The sequence below is a fragment of the Pseudoxanthomonas suwonensis J47 genome, from assembly GCF_000513955.1.
GTDB classification, from domain to species: domain Bacteria; phylum Pseudomonadota; class Gammaproteobacteria; order Xanthomonadales; family Xanthomonadaceae; genus Pseudoxanthomonas; species Pseudoxanthomonas suwonensis_C.
The window spans coordinates 39,236-53,847 of sequence record NZ_AZUZ01000031.1 but is presented as its reverse complement, the minus strand read 5'-3'; the positions used below and the strand labels follow the sequence as shown (position 1 = coordinate 53,847).

Genomic DNA, 14,612 nt, shown 5'->3' with positions numbered 1-14,612 from the left:
TACGACAACGCGCTGGCCGAGACCGTGATCGGGCTGTTCAAGACCGAAGTCACGAACCGCCGCTCGTGGCGCAGCCGGGAAGAGGTGGAATGGGAGACCCTGGACTGGGTCGACTGGTATAACCACCGACGACTGCTGGGGTCGATCGGCAACATACCCCCGGCGGAAGCCGAGGCGGCGTTCTACGCCNGCAACCCGGGTCACGCCATGGCGGCGTGACTCAAACGAAATGGCCTCCGGAGAAGCCGGGGCGATTCACAGTGGCTGTTGTCCGGGCTGGCCTCCTGGAAGGAAATCGATGGGCATATGTTGACTGGCAGGTACGGCCGCTACGGCCAGCAGACCTGCAATGTGCGCCTGAGCCATTACCTCGACTGGATTGGAAGCGTGATCTCCGGAGAGCCGTAGGCCGGCGGGCGATTCCATTGGCCCCGCTCGAAGCGGGGTGGGATCCAGCTGCATGCGGAGCGCGTGGCCGGGATCGGCCGCTTGGCGGGACTGCGGCGTGCATTCACTCCCGGTCACGAGGCCATCGGCCGGGGAGCGAACCTGGCCCCGTTCTTTCGCGCGGTCTCCTCCAATCTCACCGCCTGAGATAGCGGCCCCGTAGAAAAGCGGGCTCCCATCCGGAGCCATCCATGTCCGCACTGACCGCGTTCGAACCGCCACGCCTGCCTGCCGCGCCGTCCGATGGAGGCGGCTTCGCCATGCGCCTGGCGGGCAAGTACAGCGGGCGGGTGACCGGGCATTTCGTGCAGCCAGGCAGGGAAGGGCGCTATGCGCCGCTGCCGGCCGACCTGTCGCCGGCGCTGGCCGCGGCGCTGCGGGCCCGCGGTATCGAGCAGCTCTACGCGCACCAGGCCGAGGCCTGGGAGGTGGTGGCGCGCGGCGGTCATGTGGTGCTGGCCACGCCGACGGCTTCGGGCAAATCGCTGTGCTACACGCTGCCGGTGGTCAGCGGGGTGATGACCCGCCAGGCCAAGGCGCTGTATCTGTTCCCGACCAAGGCGCTGTCGCAGGACCAGGTCGCCGAGCTGCTGGAGCTCAATCGCGCCGGCGACCTCGGCCTGAAGCCGGCCACCTTCGACGGCGACACCCCCGGCGACCAGCGCCAGGCGATCCGCCTCAATGGCGACATCGTCGTCTCCAACCCGGACATGCTCCACCAGGGCATCCTGCCGCACCACACCAAGTGGGCCCAGTTCTTCGAAGGCCTGCAGTACGTGGTGATCGACGAGATCCACAGCTACCGCGGCGTGTTCGGCTCGCACCTGGCCAACGTGCTGCGCCGGCTGAAGCGTGTCTGCGCGTTCTACGGCTCGAAGCCGCAGTTCATCCTGTGCTCGGCCACCATCGGCAATCCGAAGGCCCATGCCGAGGCGCTGCTGGAGGACGAGGTCCACGCCATCACCGAATCCGGCGCGCCCAGCGGCGACCGCCACGTCCTGCTGTGGAACCCGCCGGTGGTGAACCCGGACCTGGGCCTGCGCGCCTCGGCGCGCTCGCAGTCCAACCGTATTGCGAGGGCCGCGCTCAAGGCCGGGCTGAAAACCCTGGTGTTCGCGCAGTCGCGGACCATGGTCGAGGTGCTGACCAAGTACCTGAAGGACGTATTCGACAGCGATCCGCGCAAGCCCGCGCGGGTCCGCGCCTACCGCGGCGGCTACCTGCCCACCGAACGGCGCGAGGCGGAAAAGGCGATGCGCGCCGGGCAGATCGACTGCATCGTCTCGACCTCGGCGCTGGAGCTGGGCGTGGACATCGGCAGCCTGGACCTGGTGGTGCTCAACGGCTATCCGGGATCGGTGGCCGCGACCTGGCAGCGCTTCGGCCGCGCCGGCCGCCGCCAGCAGGCCTCGCTGGGGGTAATGGTGGCCAGCTCCGATCCACTGGACCAGTACATGGTGCGGCACCCGGAGTTCTTCAGCGCCGCGCCGCCGGAGCACGCGCGCATCGCCCCGGACCAGCCGGTGATCCTGCTCGACCACATCCGCTGCGCCGCCTTCGAACTGCCGTTCCTGCAGGGCGAGCGCTTCGGTCATGTGGAACCGGAGGTCTACCTGCAGCTGTTGGCCGAGGATGGCGTTGTGCATCCGGACGGCGGCCGCTGGGAGTGGATCGCCGACAGCTACCCGGCCAACGCGGTGAGCCTGCGCTCGGTGGCCGACGGCAACTTCGTCGTGGTCGACCGGACCGACGGCCGGCAGACCATCATCGCCGAGGTCGACTTCAGCTCCGCGCCGCTGATGCTTTACGAAGGCGCGATCCACATGGTGCAGTCGGTGCCGTACCAGGTCGAGCGGCTGGACTGGGAAGGGCGCAAGGCCTACGTCACCCGCACCCACGTCGACTACTACACCGACGCGATCGACTACACGAAGCTCAAGGTGCTGGAGCGCTTCGACGGCAGCATCGCCGGGCAGGGCACCTGCCACCACGGCGAGGTGCACGTGGTCCGCCGCGTCGCCGGCTACAAGAAGATCCGCTACTACACCCACGAGAACATCGGCTACGGCCCGGTGAACCTGCCCGACCAGGAGATGCACACCTCGGCGCTGTGGTGGCAGCTGCCACAGGCGGTGCTGGAGGAACGTTTCGGTTCGCGCCAGGACGCGCTGGACGGGTTCCTCGGCGCCGGCTACGCGCTGCACGTGGTGGCCAAGGTCGCGGTGATGGCCGATTCGGCCGACCTGCAGAAGGCGGTTGGCAGTGGCGACGGCGCCTGGTTCGCCACCGCCGACGGGCGGGGCAGGGGACAACTGCGCGGTCTCGACGGCAGTGCGGTGAACCCGGACCGGCACGACAGCTTCGTGCCCACGGTCTACCTCTACGACAACTATCCCGGCGGCATGGGCCAGAGCGAGCCGTTGTGGCATCGGCAGCGCGAACTGGTGACCCGCGCACGCGAGCTGGTCGAGAGCTGCGACTGCAAGGGCGGTTGCCCGGCCTGCGTCGGCCCGGTGCTGGCCGCACAGGAAGACGCCGAGGCCACGCCGCGTGCGCTGGCGCTGCGCGTGCTGGCCGCGCTGGAGGCCGCGTGAGCGTTTCCCTGGCCAAGGTGCAGCAGCTCAAGCGCCAGGCCGGCGCAGCACCGGCGCGTCCGTCGCGCGCGGAGCAGGCCTCCGCGCACAACCTTTCGCTCGACCACCTGCGCGGCCTGCTGCGCGTGCGTGCCCGCGGCCCGGAGCCGGTGGTCCGCGGCGACCGCAGCCTGCCGGGTACCGAGATCGCGCCGGGCCTGTTCTTGGTCGAGGGATTCCTGCCGGACCCGGAGGTGCCCGCGGCGCTGGACGGGAGCTTCGATCGCGGCGAACCGATCCCGACCGGCGACGTGCTGTTCTTCGACACCGAAACCACCGGCCTGGCCGGTGGCACCGGTACCCGTGCCTTCATGATCGGCGCGGCCGACTGGTGCGGTCCGCGCCTGCGCATCCGCCAGCTCACCCTGGCCAGCATGGGCGCCGAACAGGCCATGCTCGACACCTTCGCCGGCTGGCTGCAGCCACGTACCATCCTGTGCAGCTACAACGGCAAGTGTTACGACGCGCCCTTGCTCAACACCCGCTACCGCCTGGCCAGGCGCGCGAGTCCGCTGCCCGGCCTGCGCCACGTCGACCTGCTGTACCCGACCCGCCGCAGCTACCGCGGCGTCTACGAGAACTGCCGCCTCGCCACCATCGAACGCCATGTGCTCAAGATCGTGCGCGAGGACGACCTGCCGGGTTCGGAGGCGCCGGCGGCATGGCTGGGCTACATCCGCGGCGGTGGCAGCACACTGCTGCGGCGCGTGCTGGCGCACAACCGGCAGGACGTGATCACGCTGTCGCGGCTGCTGGGGCGGCTGGCCGCCGCCGCAGGCTGAGCGGATGGCCGTCGCGCGGCGCCAGCACAATCTGCGTCCGGGCCATGCACCTATGGACGTTGTCCGCGTCCCGAATCAGGGCTCCTGCGCCGCTACCCGCACCGGCAGCTCGCCGCAGAGGACGCGCAATCCCTGGCCCGGCTGCGCTGCGACACCCGTGACCGCTTCGAGCCAGTCGCGCAAACGGGCCGTCGTCGAAGCATCAGGGACCAGATCGGCGCCAAGGTTCGCCTGGGCCACGCACAGCTCATGGATCTTTTCCACCAGCTGCCCGAGCGCGGGAGGAACCTGTGCGTCTGGCAGGTTGCGGATAGCGGGCAGCAGGGTCCTCACATGCTGCCAGTTGCAATCCTCGCAGTCGTCGACCAGCGCCAGCAGACAGGCGGCAATTTCCTGCCAGGCGCGTGCGATGGCCGCTGCAGGCGCGTCGTCCATCGACATGAGCCTGTTGCGCCACTGGATTGCGCTCGAAAGCGCACGGGTGCATTCGTGGCCGTCCGGCCGGCCTTCCACCATCGTGCGCATGAGCACGCGCGCGCGCATCCCGCCATAGATGCAGGCCAAGGCCCTTGCACCAAAGGCATCGTCCCTGTACTCCACCGAACCCGGATACAGGTCCATGTCGCGCAGCGCATGGTCCATGGCATCCACGAGACGCCTGCCGTCCTCCGAGCTGAAATCCGTCGCGGCCACGAGCGCGCACAGGCGATCGATGCCTTGCCACGGGTCGTTGGCGAAGACTGGATCGTCCATTGCCTCGGCGGGCAGCGCCGATTCGACCAGCACCTGGAACTGGTAGGCCAGTAGCGAGGTGTCGTAGATGGCCCAGGACAGGAAGATCGCCGGGTCGAAGAACTGTGCCGCGTGCGGGCTATCCCACCCAACCCGGTTGATGAGCTCGGGCAGCTCGTTGGTCAGTGCCGAATCCAGGTCGACCAGTTCGACGAGGTTCCTCAGCGATGCAACCTTCCGGAACAGCTGTTCAAGAAGCTGGTAGCGGGCCGCCTGCACGACCGGGGCACCCAGTGCCTCGCCGACGAGCCGGCGGGCTTCGTCGTCCGCGATCCGGACGCGCCTGACGGTACCGACGAGCAGGGGGCCCAGGATGGCGCGGAAGAGCGACCATTCGCACGTGCTCATGGGTTCGGTGCCGTCGGCGAACTCCGGGTCCTGCAAGTCGGCCAGGCCGATCCCGTAGACCGAGGCGCAGACCAGGCCTAGCGCGCGCTCGGCGACCTGTGCGCGGTCGCCGAACTGCTCCTTCAACTCGGCGACGGTCGCCGAGTACAGCTGCTCGCGCGACGCGGGCAGGATGGCGCCTATCTGCGCGCCCATGAACTCGTCCTGCGACAGCACATCCTGCTGGCGGTTGATGCGGCTGATGCGGCGGATACGGTCGCAAAGCAGCAAGGTCTCCGTAGGCGACAGTCTAAGTTGCCGGACGGTACCCAGGATCATGCCGGAGTGCGCCGGAGCGGCTTCCTTGCCAAAAGCGCGGAAGTACCGGTCGACGAACTCCTCGTCGGTGCCTTCGGCAGTATCGAGTCGGACCAGCTCGCACCCCGGCAGCCAGCCTTTGGATTCGAGCCCGGACAGCAGTGCAGGGCGCTTGCTGAAGTCGGCCCCGACGAGCCAGCGCACGCCGTTGCGCTCGGCCTTCCAGATGTGACCGAAGATCCAGTACTTGCCCTCGATGAACATGTCTTCGGGCGCACGCCACATCGGCATGTCCTCGAAGCCATCGATGGCGACCAGCCGTGGGCTTTCGAGCGGTTCCTCCGCCAATGCCCCGATCCGGTCCAGGAATTCGATCAGGCCCTTGTAGGAAAGGATGCCTTCGGCGCCGAGATGGACCTGTTCATAGGTGCCGCCTGGATTCGCTGCCGCCCATTGCCGGCAGACTTCGTCAATGAAAGACACCCGCGCCAGGTCGTCATCGGCATCGACAAGAACGATGCGCCGGGCGTTCCCGTCGCCGTCCTCCAGGCAAAGCCGCTCGCAGGCATTGTTTACCTGCAGCTGCCGGGACATCAGGCGGCCAACCATCTGCGCCGGGAAGCGACGTTCACGCGACGCTGCTTCCGCGAGGTCATCGATCCGGTCCTCGAAGAACCGCCGGATCCCGGCCAGCATCTCCGTGTTGGTCGGCGATATCTCCTGGACGTCGAGCACCTGCGCCCCTGCATAGGCACGGATCGCCGCACGCAGGCGAGGAAGCCTGCTGGAGTCGTCCTCGCCCCCATTCTTGAGGATGAAGAGACCACTGGGGCCGGCATCGGTGCCTGGCGGTGGCGCGAAGTAGCGGTACACCTCCAGCTCGGTCACGCTGGTCCCGTCCTCGGGGCGCTCGCGGCCTTGGGCCAGCGCATCAAGCGTCTCCGGTGCGGGTGTCCAGCCGTACCGGTTTCCGATCAGGCCCAGGAAGTAGGGCTTGGCTTCGTCGACCAGATCCAGGCAACGCCGGATGATCTCGGCCTGGGTGCCGGGTCTGGAGTCGGGAATGCCCCAGACGAGGTCGATGACCCCCAGGCGGACGCCGCGGTCAGCTGCGTACTGTTCAAGTTCCTTGAATACCCCGTTGACCAGACAGCTGCGCGTGTCCTCCATGTCCTTGAACGTGGAGGAAATAAATACCAGCAAGTTTTTCATGAAGCCCCCTGTCCCCTATTGTGTTCTAGCACAGGGGGGCATGACCAGTCAGCCCGGAGGAATTCCAGGCTGAGCGGACTGGAGGGCAGGCTGGAGAAGGAGCAGGGCTGCGTCATCCGCGCACGAAACCGGCGTGTGGGTGACCGGGAACGTCTGTTAGCATCCGCCGGCGGAGCATCACACGGTCAAGGAGAGACCCATGGCATCCTGCAGGCTTGCTGCATCCAGTCTGTGCGTCACCTTGCTGGCGATGGCGCCGGCCTTCGGCCAGGCCATCAACAAGTGCACGCATCCGGTCACCGGCAAGGTGGCGTACTCCTCTTCGCCATGCCCGGCCACGGCCGAGGAGTGGCGACGGGAATTCGATCGGACCGGCAACCCGAATGACCGGGACCGGATGTCGGCGGCCGAGGCCAACGCCCGCATCGCGTCCTACGAACGCCAGGCCAGGCCTGCGCAGGCAGTGCGCGTGTCGAACGCGGGTCGCAGCGCCTCCCAGGGCGGCGTGATCCCGGTAACCGGCGGCAGCCAATGCCGGGACGCGAAGGCCCGCCGCGACCGGCTGCTGTACGAAGCCGGCCCGCGACCGTCGATCGAGTACCGCCGTGCCCTCGACAAGGAAGTGCAGGCCGCCTGCAAGTTCTAGCCGCAGGCAGACGCGAGGACCGGCACTGTTCCCGCTCAGGCGCGGAGCGCGGCAGCGCCTTCCGTCCGGTCTTTCCGGCCCGCCTCGAACGGATCCAGGTTTGGCTCTTCCTGCTCCTGCAAGCCGGCTGCCGCGCTGCGTGCGTAGCGCCCCGGCGGACTCCCGACATGCCGCGAGAAGGCGACGCTGAAGGTGCTGGCCGAGCTGTAGCCCACGCGCTGCGCGACCTCGGCGACGCCGATGTCGCCGTGCCGCAGGAGGTCCCTGGCCAGCGCCATGCGCCAGGCGAGCAGGTACTCCATCGGCGGCATGCCCATGACCCGGTTGAAGCGGTCGAAGAAGGCGGAGCGGGAGAGGGCGGCTTCCCTGGCCAGCTCGTTGACGGTCCAGCTCCGGGCAGGGTCCGCATGCATCGCACGGATCGCCGCGGCCAGGCGCGGATCCGACAGCGCCTGGACCAGGCCGCGGTCCACGCCCGACCCGGTGGCCGAACGCAGGGCCTCGATGAACAGCACATCCAGCAGCCGGGCCAACACGACGTCGCGCGCCGGCCGGCTTTCGCGCGACTCGTCGCCGAGCATGCGCACCAGCGTGGCCAGCCGGTGCTCACCGCGGATGTGGATCAGCTGCGGCATCAACGGGACCAGCAGGGCCGCGTCCGGCGAATCGAAGCTGCAGTGCCCGGCCAGGATGCGCATGTCGGCCGGTCCGTGCTGCGCCCCGATGCGGTAGAAGCCCTTGTCCAGTTCGACCGGAATCGAGTGGGTCGTGGAGTCCACCTCGTGCAGGCTGGACATGGTGACGCCGTAGGCGGCCGGGACCAGCACGAAATCCCCGGCCTGCAGGACCACCGGCCCGCTACCTTCGAGCACCAGCCGGCAGCCGCCCTCGATCACGACGCAATAGAACGGGTCCCCGCCATCCGATCGGCTGACCCGCCAGGGCCCGGCACCCACCACCTGCTTGGAGAAGCGCGCGGTGGGCTTGAGGAGCAGGACGATCTCCGCCAGTGGATCAACCATTTCCGGACTCCCGCGAACGGATAAAGGACTCTGGATTGTAGGAAGTACGGACACGGGTGCATACCTTGGTGACTAGCCCACCACTCGTGAGAACCCGAATGAAGACCGTACTGATCACCGGCTGCTCCTCCGGCTTCGGGCTGGACACCGCCCGTTATTTCCTGGGCCGGGACTGGCGCGTCGTCGCCACCATGCGCACCCCGCGCGAAGACCTGTTCCCGGCATCGCCGGACCTGCGGGTGCTGCCGCTGGATGTCACCGACCCGCACAGCATCCGGGCCGCGGTCGCCGGGGCAGGGGAGATCGATGTCCTCGTCAACAACGCCGGCTTCGGTGCGCCGGCGCCGTTCGAGCTGCAGGACATGGAGACCGTGCGCGGCCTGTTCGAAACCAACACCTTCGGCACCATCGCCATGGCCCAGGCCGTGCTCCCGCAGATGCGCGAGCGCGGGTCGGGCGTCATCATCAACGTGACCTCCAGTGCAACCTACAAGCCGCTGCCGCTGAACGGCGCCTACCGCGCCTCCAAGGCGGCGGTGAACGCCATCACCGAATCGCTGGCCGCCGAGATCGCCCAGTTCGGCCTGCGCGCGCACCTGGTCCTGCCTGGATCCTCCGGCGAGACCCGGTTCCGCGAATCCGCGCGTAGCGGCCTGCGCGGTTTCGACGACCCGGTGTACGGCCAGTTCATGCAGGACACCATCGCCCGCATGGCCAGCTCGGTCGGTCCCGGGACGCGTGCCCGGGACGTTGCCGAGGCGGTCTGGCGCGCGGCGACCGATCCGGCGGCGCCGCTCTACATTCCCGCTGGTGCGGATGCGGAGCAATGGGCCGCCGAGGCCAGGTAAACCCCGGTCGTGTGCTATCAGAAGACTCGGCCTGGGGACGGGCTTTGCCGCATGCGGCAAAGCCCGGTTTCTTCAGGGGCGAACAGAGCACCAGACGGCCTGTGGCCGGGCAGGATCCCTCTCCAAGGCCCTAAGTTAATTTCGCATAATGCACATTATGTAATAAGCAGGATGGCTCACCGTCCGGGTTCCCCTCTGGCCCGGAACTCCTTTCCGGACGCTCTGAATCCACAGCCGCCGCGACGATCCCGCCCGCGACTGCCCCCGTCTCTCCATCTTCAGTCCTCGAACGCCAACGCCCGGCATTGCCGGGCGTTGATGATTCGATTGCTTGTGGCGGGCGTTTGCCGCCTCGCAAGCACGACAGCGGCCGGCTGCCAGGCTCAAGCCGGCTGGTCAGATCGCCGCGGTCACCACGATCTCGACCTTCCATTCCGGTCGCGCCAGCCTGGCCTGCACGGTCGCGCGCGGCGGCGTGTGGCCCGGCACCACCCATTCGTCCCAGGCGTGGTTCATGCCCTGGAAGTCGGCGATGTCGGCCAGGAAAATCTCCGCGCGCAGGATCTTCGACTTGTCGGTGCCGGCCTGCGCCAGCAGCGCGTCGATCGCTTCCAGCACCTCGCGGGTCTGGCCGACGATGTCCTTGGTCGGGTCCTCGGGCACCTGGCCGGCCAGGTAGGCCACGCCGTTGTGGATGGCCATTTCCGACAGCCGCGGGCCGATCTCGAAACGCTGGATCATGGGTAACTCCTGAATAGGGATGCGAGAGCGTGCGCAGCATACAACGCGGCGCTTCCGGCCGGTTCTGGCGCGCCTCCGATGCCTCGCCCCGGATGCCGGCTCCTACGCACTCGACCGCGAATCGGGGCCGGCCAGGCGCGCGCGGAATTGCCCGAAGTTGCGCTTCCGACCAATGGGAACGCAGGGCCTCCGGTCTTCAGCCAGCAGCGAGGCTGGCGGCATACACTGGCGCTGCAGACAGGCATTCGGGAGGTTGCCATGTTCGCAAGCCTGACCCTCGCGGCAGCCCTGGCGCTGGCTCCGGCCTCGCCCGCCTCGCCATTGCCCGACATCACCGATATCCCCTCGGTACCGGTCACCCCGATCGCGCCATTGACCATGGAACAGGTCATGGCGGTGCCGGAAGAACTGCGCGCCGAAGTCCGCAAACGCGTGGTCGAACCCGGCGGCGGTTCGCGCAGCCGCAAGCTGGACCTGCTGGCGGCCTACGTGTTCGGCGACGACGGGCTGGCTCTGGACTACGACAACGACTACACCCGCACCGTCTCCGAGGTGTACCGGGACCGCAAGGCCAACTGCCTGTCCTTCACCCTGCTCTTCGTGGCCCTGGCGCGCGAGGCCGGGCTGGACGCGCAGGTCCAGGAGGTGGGCGAAGTGCTGGCCTGGTACCAGGACGAAGGCGTGATCTACAACGCCAACCATGTCAACGTCGGTGTGCGCACCGGCGCGCAGTGGCAGGTGGTGGACGTCGATACCAACATCCTGGCGGCGCGCAACCGGCCGTTCGGGGTGGACGACCGCCGCGCCATGGCCCACTTCCACAACAACCGCGGCGCCGAGCTGATGGCCGACGGCGACCTCGCCTCCGCCCACCTCGCCCTGCGCGCGGCGCTGCAGGACGATCCGGAATTCGTCCCGGCCTGGAACAACTACGGCGTGCTGCTGCTGCGCATGGGCGACCCCCAGGGCGCCGAGCACGCGTACCTGACCGGGCTTCGGCACAAGCGCGAACACGCCGCCACGCTGAGCAACCTGGTCTCGCTGTACCGCCGCACCGGCGACGAACGCCAGCAGCGACGCTACGAGTGGCGGCTGGACCGGGTGCAGCGCACCGACCCGTTCCACCAGTTCATGCTGGCCCTGGAATGCGAGCACAACGCCAACTACGAGTGCGCGATCACCCGCTACCGGCGCGCGATCGCGCTGCAGGGGGAGGAACACCAGTTCCACTTCGGGCTGGCGCGCGTGTATTTTCTCTCCGGCGACCTGGGCGCGGCCCAGCGCGAACTGGGCCGCGCGCTCAACCTCGGCGACAACGACAAGGTGCGCAGCGTGTACAAGCAGAAGCTGGACAGCCTGCGTCGCTGGCGCGAACAGGCCTCGACCCGGCTGCAACACTGAGGACAGGGATGACCGATACGCTGGAGTTCGAACTGGAAGGCGAATACGTCGAACTCAACCAGCTGCTCAAGCTGGCCGGGCTGTGCGACAGCGGCGGCGCCGGCAAGCAGCTGGTCGCCGCCGGCCTGGTCCGCGTGGACGGCGAGGTCGAATGGCGCAAGACCTGCAAGATCCGCGAGGGCCAGCGGGTCGAACTCGACGGCACCACGATCCACGTCGTGACCGCGCCCGTCGACTGAGCCCGCCCCGCGCCCGGGTCCTCTCCCCTGCCCCGTCCCCGCACCTGATCTGGACCGCCGCCGCGGCATGAAGCGCCCGCGCGCCCTTAGAATGCCGGCCAGGCGGCGCGAACGCCGCGGGAACGACGGGACGAGGACGGATGAAGCAGGCGTTGCCCACCTGGATGCGTGACTGGCTGGACGTGATCGTGCCGGTCGGCGAGGTCGTGCTGGTGCTGCTGGGGGCGTGGCTGCTGCAGCGCCTGATGCGCTCCCTGATCGTCCGCCTGGGCAACACCCGCGGACTGCCCCGGGAAATGGCCACGGTGATGCGCCGCGTGTCGGCGACGCTGATCAGCTTCGGCGCGGTGCTCCTGGTCCTGGATCGACTGGGCGTGTCCGGCACCGTGCTGTGGACCGCCTTCACCGGTTTCGCCGCAGTGGGCGCGGTCGCGTTCTTCGCCGCCTGGAGCGTGCTGTCGAACATCTTCTGCGCGGTGCTGATCTTCAGCACGCGGCTGTTCCGCCTCAGCGACTACGTCGAGGTGCTGGAGAACGGCGAGAAGCCGGGGCTCAAGGGCCGGGTCGTGGACATCAACCTGATCTACAGCACGCTGCAGGAGGTCGGGCCCGACGCCAGGGACACCGGCAGCGTGCTGCAGGTGCCCAACAGCATGTTCTTCCAGCGCACCGTGCGACGCTGGCGCGGGACCACGGTTCCGACCAGGTGGCTGGATACGCCGGCCGCCAACGCGGCGTCGCAGGAAAGCCGCTGAGGCGCGCGACCGGATCGGCGCTCAGCGCAGCTGGCTGTCCTTGCTGCCACGGCGGTTGTAGGCGCTGAACGCAGCCTCCTCGTCGTGCGCTTCCTGGCATGGCACGCACAGGCGCACTCCGGGCATGGCCCGGCGCCGCGCCAGCGGGATCGGCGCGTCGCACTCCTCGCAGCGCTCCAGGCCCGGGCCCTGCGGCAGCTGCCGGCGCGCGCGCTCCACCGCGTCCTTCACCGTCGCGTCGATCTGGTCGTTGACCGCGCCGTCGCCTGCCCAGCCTGTCGCCATGTCCGTCCTCCAGCCCTCACTCTCCCCGACAGCATGTGGCCGCCGGGAGGGGGATTCAACCCGCCCGGCCCCGCCCGGAACGGCTGCCCGTCCCGGCCTTGCGCGCCCTTCCGCCGCCAGCCGTCGTTCCTGGACCACGCACCGGACCGTCGCCGGCGACCTTGCGACCACCCGAGGTGCGCGTGGTCGCGCGGACCGTACCGGTCGACGCCTTCTTCGCCGCCTTCGCGGGAGCCTTGCGCGCGGTCTTCGTGGTGGCGGCTTTCTTTGCGGTCGTCTTCCGTGCCGCTGCCGACTTGCCTGCGCCGCCCCGGCCACCTGCTTTCTTGGCCGCCTCCATCCGCAGTTGGCCGCTGTCGCCCATGGCCGAATCGTCCTTGCGCACCCGCGAGATCACGAAGGCGATGGCCTTGCCCAGCAGCGTCGACGGACCGTCCCAGTACTCGACCGTGTGCACGGTGACCTTGATAAGGGCCAGGTCCGGATCGGTGCGGCCGCCGGGGAAGAACGCCTTCATCGCGTCGTTCCAGTAGGCGTCGATCAACGCCTGCTCGTCGACCAGTTCGGCGGTGCCGGCCACCGACAGGTAGACGTTGCGTTCCTTGGAGGCGTAACCGACGTTGACCTTGGGGTTGCGCCGGATCTCGTCGACCTTGGCGCTGGAGCGGCGGGTGAAGAACCACAGCACCTTGCCGTCGAACTCGGCCTCCTGGGTGCTCAGCGGGCGGCTCACCGGGAAGCCGCCCTCGCCCCAGGTGGTGAACATCGCGATGTCGATGCCCTTGATCAGGCCCCGCAGTTGTTCGCGCTTCTCGGTGGCGGTGGCCATGTCCTTCCTCGCTGGCGTTGGATCGCAGGTCGCGATGCCGTGACGCTAGCGGGACCGGTGGCGATCCGCCGTGAAGGACACACGGCCGGTTGCAACGCCCGGCCGGATGCCGGCGCGCGGTTCAACCCGCACGCCGGCCATTGCGAAGATCAGGCGCGCCCGGTACGCGTGCCGCGCTGGTGCCACGCCGCCAGCAGCTCGGCCTCGCGTTCGCGGCTGATCCCGGCGCGCAGCTTGGCCTGGCGCTCGGCCGGCAGCTTGCCGAACCAGTCCATCAGGTCGGCGATGGTGGTCTCCAGCGGACGGAAGATCAGGCCGGCGGCGACGGCACGGGCATTGCTGACCTGGCCGTAGCCGCCGTAGGGACCTTCGTTGCGCGGCACCCAGATCGGCAGCTCGATCTGCTTCTCCTCGACGAAGGCGCTGTCGACGTAGGTGAAGCGCGGCTGCCCGCCGGTGGCCTTGCGGCTGGCCTCGAGCATCGCGTCCATGGTCAGCGTGTCGCGCGGGCCGCAGGCGTTGAAGGTGCCGAAGGTGCGGTTCTCGGCCAGGCGGATCATCCACTCGCCCAGGTCGCGGCCATCGATCACCTGGATCGGGTCCTTGCCGTCGCCGGGCACCAGCATCTCGCCGCCCTGCGCCACGCGGTGCGGCCAGTAGGTGAAGCGGTCGGTCTCGTCGCGCGGGCCGACGATGTAGCCCGGGCGCACGATGGTCACCGCCTTGCCGAACTGGCGGAACGCCTCGGCCTCGCTCAGCGCCTTGAGCGGACCGTACAGGTTTTCCATGTCGGCGATCAGGGTCTGCCGGGTCTCGGCCATCGCGTCCTTGCCGCGGTACTGGGCCAGCGGCGCGTCCTCGTCGATGCCCGGCCGGCTGCCGTCGGCGTAGACCGAGATGGTCGAAATGAACAGGTAGTGGCCGACGTTGCCGGCCAGCACCTGGGCGGCGTCGCGCACCCACGACGGCAGGCTGGTCGGGTTGTCGATGCACACGTCCCAGGTGCGGCCCTTGAGCGCGGACAGGTCGCCGGTCTCGCGGTCGCCGTGCAGCTGTTCGACCTCGCCCGGCCATTCCGGCGAAGGCCGCTTGCCGCGGTTGAACAGCGTGACCTGATGGCCGCGGGCCAGCGCGTACTGGACCTGGAACGGACCGGTGAAGCCGGTGCCGCCGAGGATCAGGATGCGCAGCGGGCGCGCGGCGCGGGCGATCGGCGCCCACGACGGCAGAGCGGCGCTGGCGGCGGCGAGCGCGCCGATACGGAGCAGGTCACGACGGGTGGTGCGCATGGGTCTCTCCTGTCTGCGGGAGCAGCCACAGGCGGGCCTCCCGATC

The 14,612-nt window shown here is 68.8% G+C and carries 12 protein-coding genes and 2 pseudogenes; 8 read left to right on the top strand and 6 right to left on the bottom strand.

Annotation, left to right across the window (positions count from 1 at the left end):
* The 3 genes and pseudogenes from M503_RS0109890 to M503_RS16170 all read left to right on the top strand — a co-directional run.
* A partial coding sequence (locus tag M503_RS0109890; RefSeq protein WP_028920271.1) for an integrase core domain-containing protein occupies positions 1–219 on the top strand: 219 nt, incomplete at its 5' end.
* A 419-nt stretch (positions 220–638) separates the two neighbouring features.
* Positions 639–3,041: a DEAD/DEAH box helicase gene (locus tag M503_RS16175; RefSeq protein ID WP_028920272.1), complete on the top strand. Its 2,403-nt coding sequence runs from the start codon at positions 639–641 to the stop codon at positions 3,039–3,041.
* A gap of 44 nt (positions 3,042–3,085) precedes the next feature.
* Positions 3,086–3,862 (top strand): annotated as a pseudogene (locus tag M503_RS16170) (ribonuclease H-like domain-containing protein); the annotation flags it as partial.
* A gap of 75 nt (positions 3,863–3,937) precedes the next feature.
* On the opposite strand, the gene M503_RS0109875 reads toward M503_RS16170, so the two are convergent.
* The gene (locus tag M503_RS0109875) at positions 3,938–6,511 is read right to left on the bottom strand and encodes a DUF4062 domain-containing protein (protein ID WP_028920273.1); all 2,574 of its coding nucleotides are present in this window, start codon (positions 6,509–6,511) and stop codon (positions 3,938–3,940) included.
* A gap of 199 nt (positions 6,512–6,710) precedes the next feature.
* Here M503_RS0109875 and M503_RS0109870 point away from each other — a divergent pair, with 199 nt between their 5' ends.
* Positions 6,711–7,157, top strand: a complete 447-nt coding sequence (locus M503_RS0109870; protein ID WP_155952020.1) for a hypothetical protein — start codon at positions 6,711–6,713, stop codon at positions 7,155–7,157.
* Between the two features lie 35 nt (positions 7,158–7,192).
* Here M503_RS0109870 and M503_RS0109865 read toward each other — a convergent pair whose 3' ends face one another.
* Positions 7,193–8,179, bottom strand: a complete 987-nt coding sequence (locus M503_RS0109865) for an AraC family transcriptional regulator (RefSeq protein ID WP_028920275.1) — start codon at positions 8,177–8,179, stop codon at positions 7,193–7,195.
* Between the two features lie 98 nt (positions 8,180–8,277).
* Here M503_RS0109865 and M503_RS0109860 point away from each other — a divergent pair, with 98 nt between their 5' ends.
* Complete coding sequence (locus M503_RS0109860; RefSeq protein ID WP_028920276.1) at positions 8,278–9,027, top strand: SDR family oxidoreductase; 750 nt, start codon at positions 8,278–8,280, stop codon at positions 9,025–9,027.
* Between the two features lie 396 nt (positions 9,028–9,423).
* On the opposite strand, the gene M503_RS0109855 is transcribed toward M503_RS0109860, so the two are convergent.
* Positions 9,424–9,768 (bottom strand): RidA family protein, encoded by a 345-nt coding sequence (locus M503_RS0109855; protein WP_028920277.1) that lies wholly within the window; start codon positions 9,766–9,768, stop codon positions 9,424–9,426.
* Positions 9,769–10,026: 258 nt separating this feature from the next.
* Between M503_RS0109855 and M503_RS0109850 the strand changes: the two genes are divergently transcribed.
* The 3 genes from M503_RS0109850 to M503_RS0109840 all read left to right on the top strand — a co-directional run bounded on the left by M503_RS0109850 (position 10,027) and on the right by M503_RS0109840 (position 12,163).
* Positions 10,027–11,169: a transglutaminase domain-containing protein gene (locus M503_RS0109850; RefSeq protein WP_028920278.1), complete on the top strand. Its 1,143-nt coding sequence runs from the start codon at positions 10,027–10,029 to the stop codon at positions 11,167–11,169.
* A gap of 8 nt (positions 11,170–11,177) precedes the next feature.
* Positions 11,178–11,408 carry an RNA-binding S4 domain-containing protein gene (locus tag M503_RS0109845; RefSeq protein ID WP_028920279.1) on the top strand — a complete coding sequence of 77 codons (231 nt, stop codon included), beginning with the start codon at positions 11,178–11,180 and terminating at the stop codon, positions 11,406–11,408.
* Positions 11,409–11,548: 140 nt separating this feature from the next.
* Positions 11,549–12,163, top strand: a complete 615-nt coding sequence (locus M503_RS0109840; protein ID WP_028920280.1) for a mechanosensitive ion channel family protein — start codon at positions 11,549–11,551, stop codon at positions 12,161–12,163.
* Positions 12,164–12,184: 21 nt separating this feature from the next.
* Here the strand turns inward: M503_RS0109840 and M503_RS0109835 are convergent, their stop codons facing one another.
* The 3 genes and pseudogenes from M503_RS0109835 to M503_RS0109825 all read right to left on the bottom strand — a co-directional run bounded on the left by M503_RS0109835 (position 12,185) and on the right by M503_RS0109825 (position 14,566).
* Complete coding sequence (locus M503_RS0109835) at positions 12,185–12,448, bottom strand: DksA/TraR family C4-type zinc finger protein (RefSeq protein WP_028920281.1); 264 nt, start codon at positions 12,446–12,448, stop codon at positions 12,185–12,187.
* A 352-nt stretch (positions 12,449–12,800) separates the two neighbouring features.
* Positions 12,801–13,277: pseudogene (locus M503_RS17785) on the bottom strand (pyridoxamine 5'-phosphate oxidase family protein); the annotation flags it as partial.
* 149 nt (positions 13,278–13,426) lie between these two features.
* Positions 13,427–14,566: an SDR family oxidoreductase gene (locus tag M503_RS0109825; RefSeq protein WP_028920282.1), complete on the bottom strand. Its 1,140-nt coding sequence runs from the start codon at positions 14,564–14,566 to the stop codon at positions 13,427–13,429.
* Positions 14,567–14,612: the final 46 nt, after the last annotated feature.

What these genes read in the sequence shown, in the direction of transcription:
- M503_RS16175 (WP_028920272.1), top strand. Translation starts at nt 639, where the DNA reads ATGTCCGCACTGACCGCGTTCGAACCGCCACGCCTGCCTGCCGCGCCG.
- M503_RS0109840 (WP_028920280.1), top strand. Translation starts at nt 11,549, where the DNA reads ATGAAGCAGGCGTTGCCCACCTGGATGCGTGACTGGCTGGACGTGATC.
- M503_RS0109845 (WP_028920279.1), top strand. Translation starts at nt 11,178, where the DNA reads ATGACCGATACGCTGGAGTTCGAACTGGAAGGCGAATACGTCGAACTC.
- M503_RS0109860 (WP_028920276.1), top strand. Translation starts at nt 8,278, where the DNA reads ATGAAGACCGTACTGATCACCGGCTGCTCCTCCGGCTTCGGGCTGGAC.
- M503_RS0109850 (WP_028920278.1), top strand. Translation starts at nt 10,027, where the DNA reads ATGTTCGCAAGCCTGACCCTCGCGGCAGCCCTGGCGCTGGCTCCGGCC.
- M503_RS0109855 (WP_028920277.1), bottom strand. Translation starts at nt 9,768, where the DNA reads ATGATCCAGCGTTTCGAGATCGGCCCGCGGCTGTCGGAAATGGCCATC.
- M503_RS0109875 (WP_028920273.1), bottom strand. Translation starts at nt 6,511, where the DNA reads ATGAAAAACTTGCTGGTATTTATTTCCTCCACGTTCAAGGACATGGAG.
- M503_RS0109825 (WP_028920282.1), bottom strand. Translation starts at nt 14,566, where the DNA reads ATGCGCACCACCCGTCGTGACCTGCTCCGTATCGGCGCGCTCGCCGCC.
- M503_RS0109870 (WP_155952020.1), top strand. Translation starts at nt 6,711, where the DNA reads ATGGCATCCTGCAGGCTTGCTGCATCCAGTCTGTGCGTCACCTTGCTG.
- M503_RS0109865 (WP_028920275.1), bottom strand. Translation starts at nt 8,179, where the DNA reads ATGGTTGATCCACTGGCGGAGATCGTCCTGCTCCTCAAGCCCACCGCG.
- M503_RS0109835 (WP_028920281.1), bottom strand. Translation starts at nt 12,448, where the DNA reads ATGGCGACAGGCTGGGCAGGCGACGGCGCGGTCAACGACCAGATCGAC.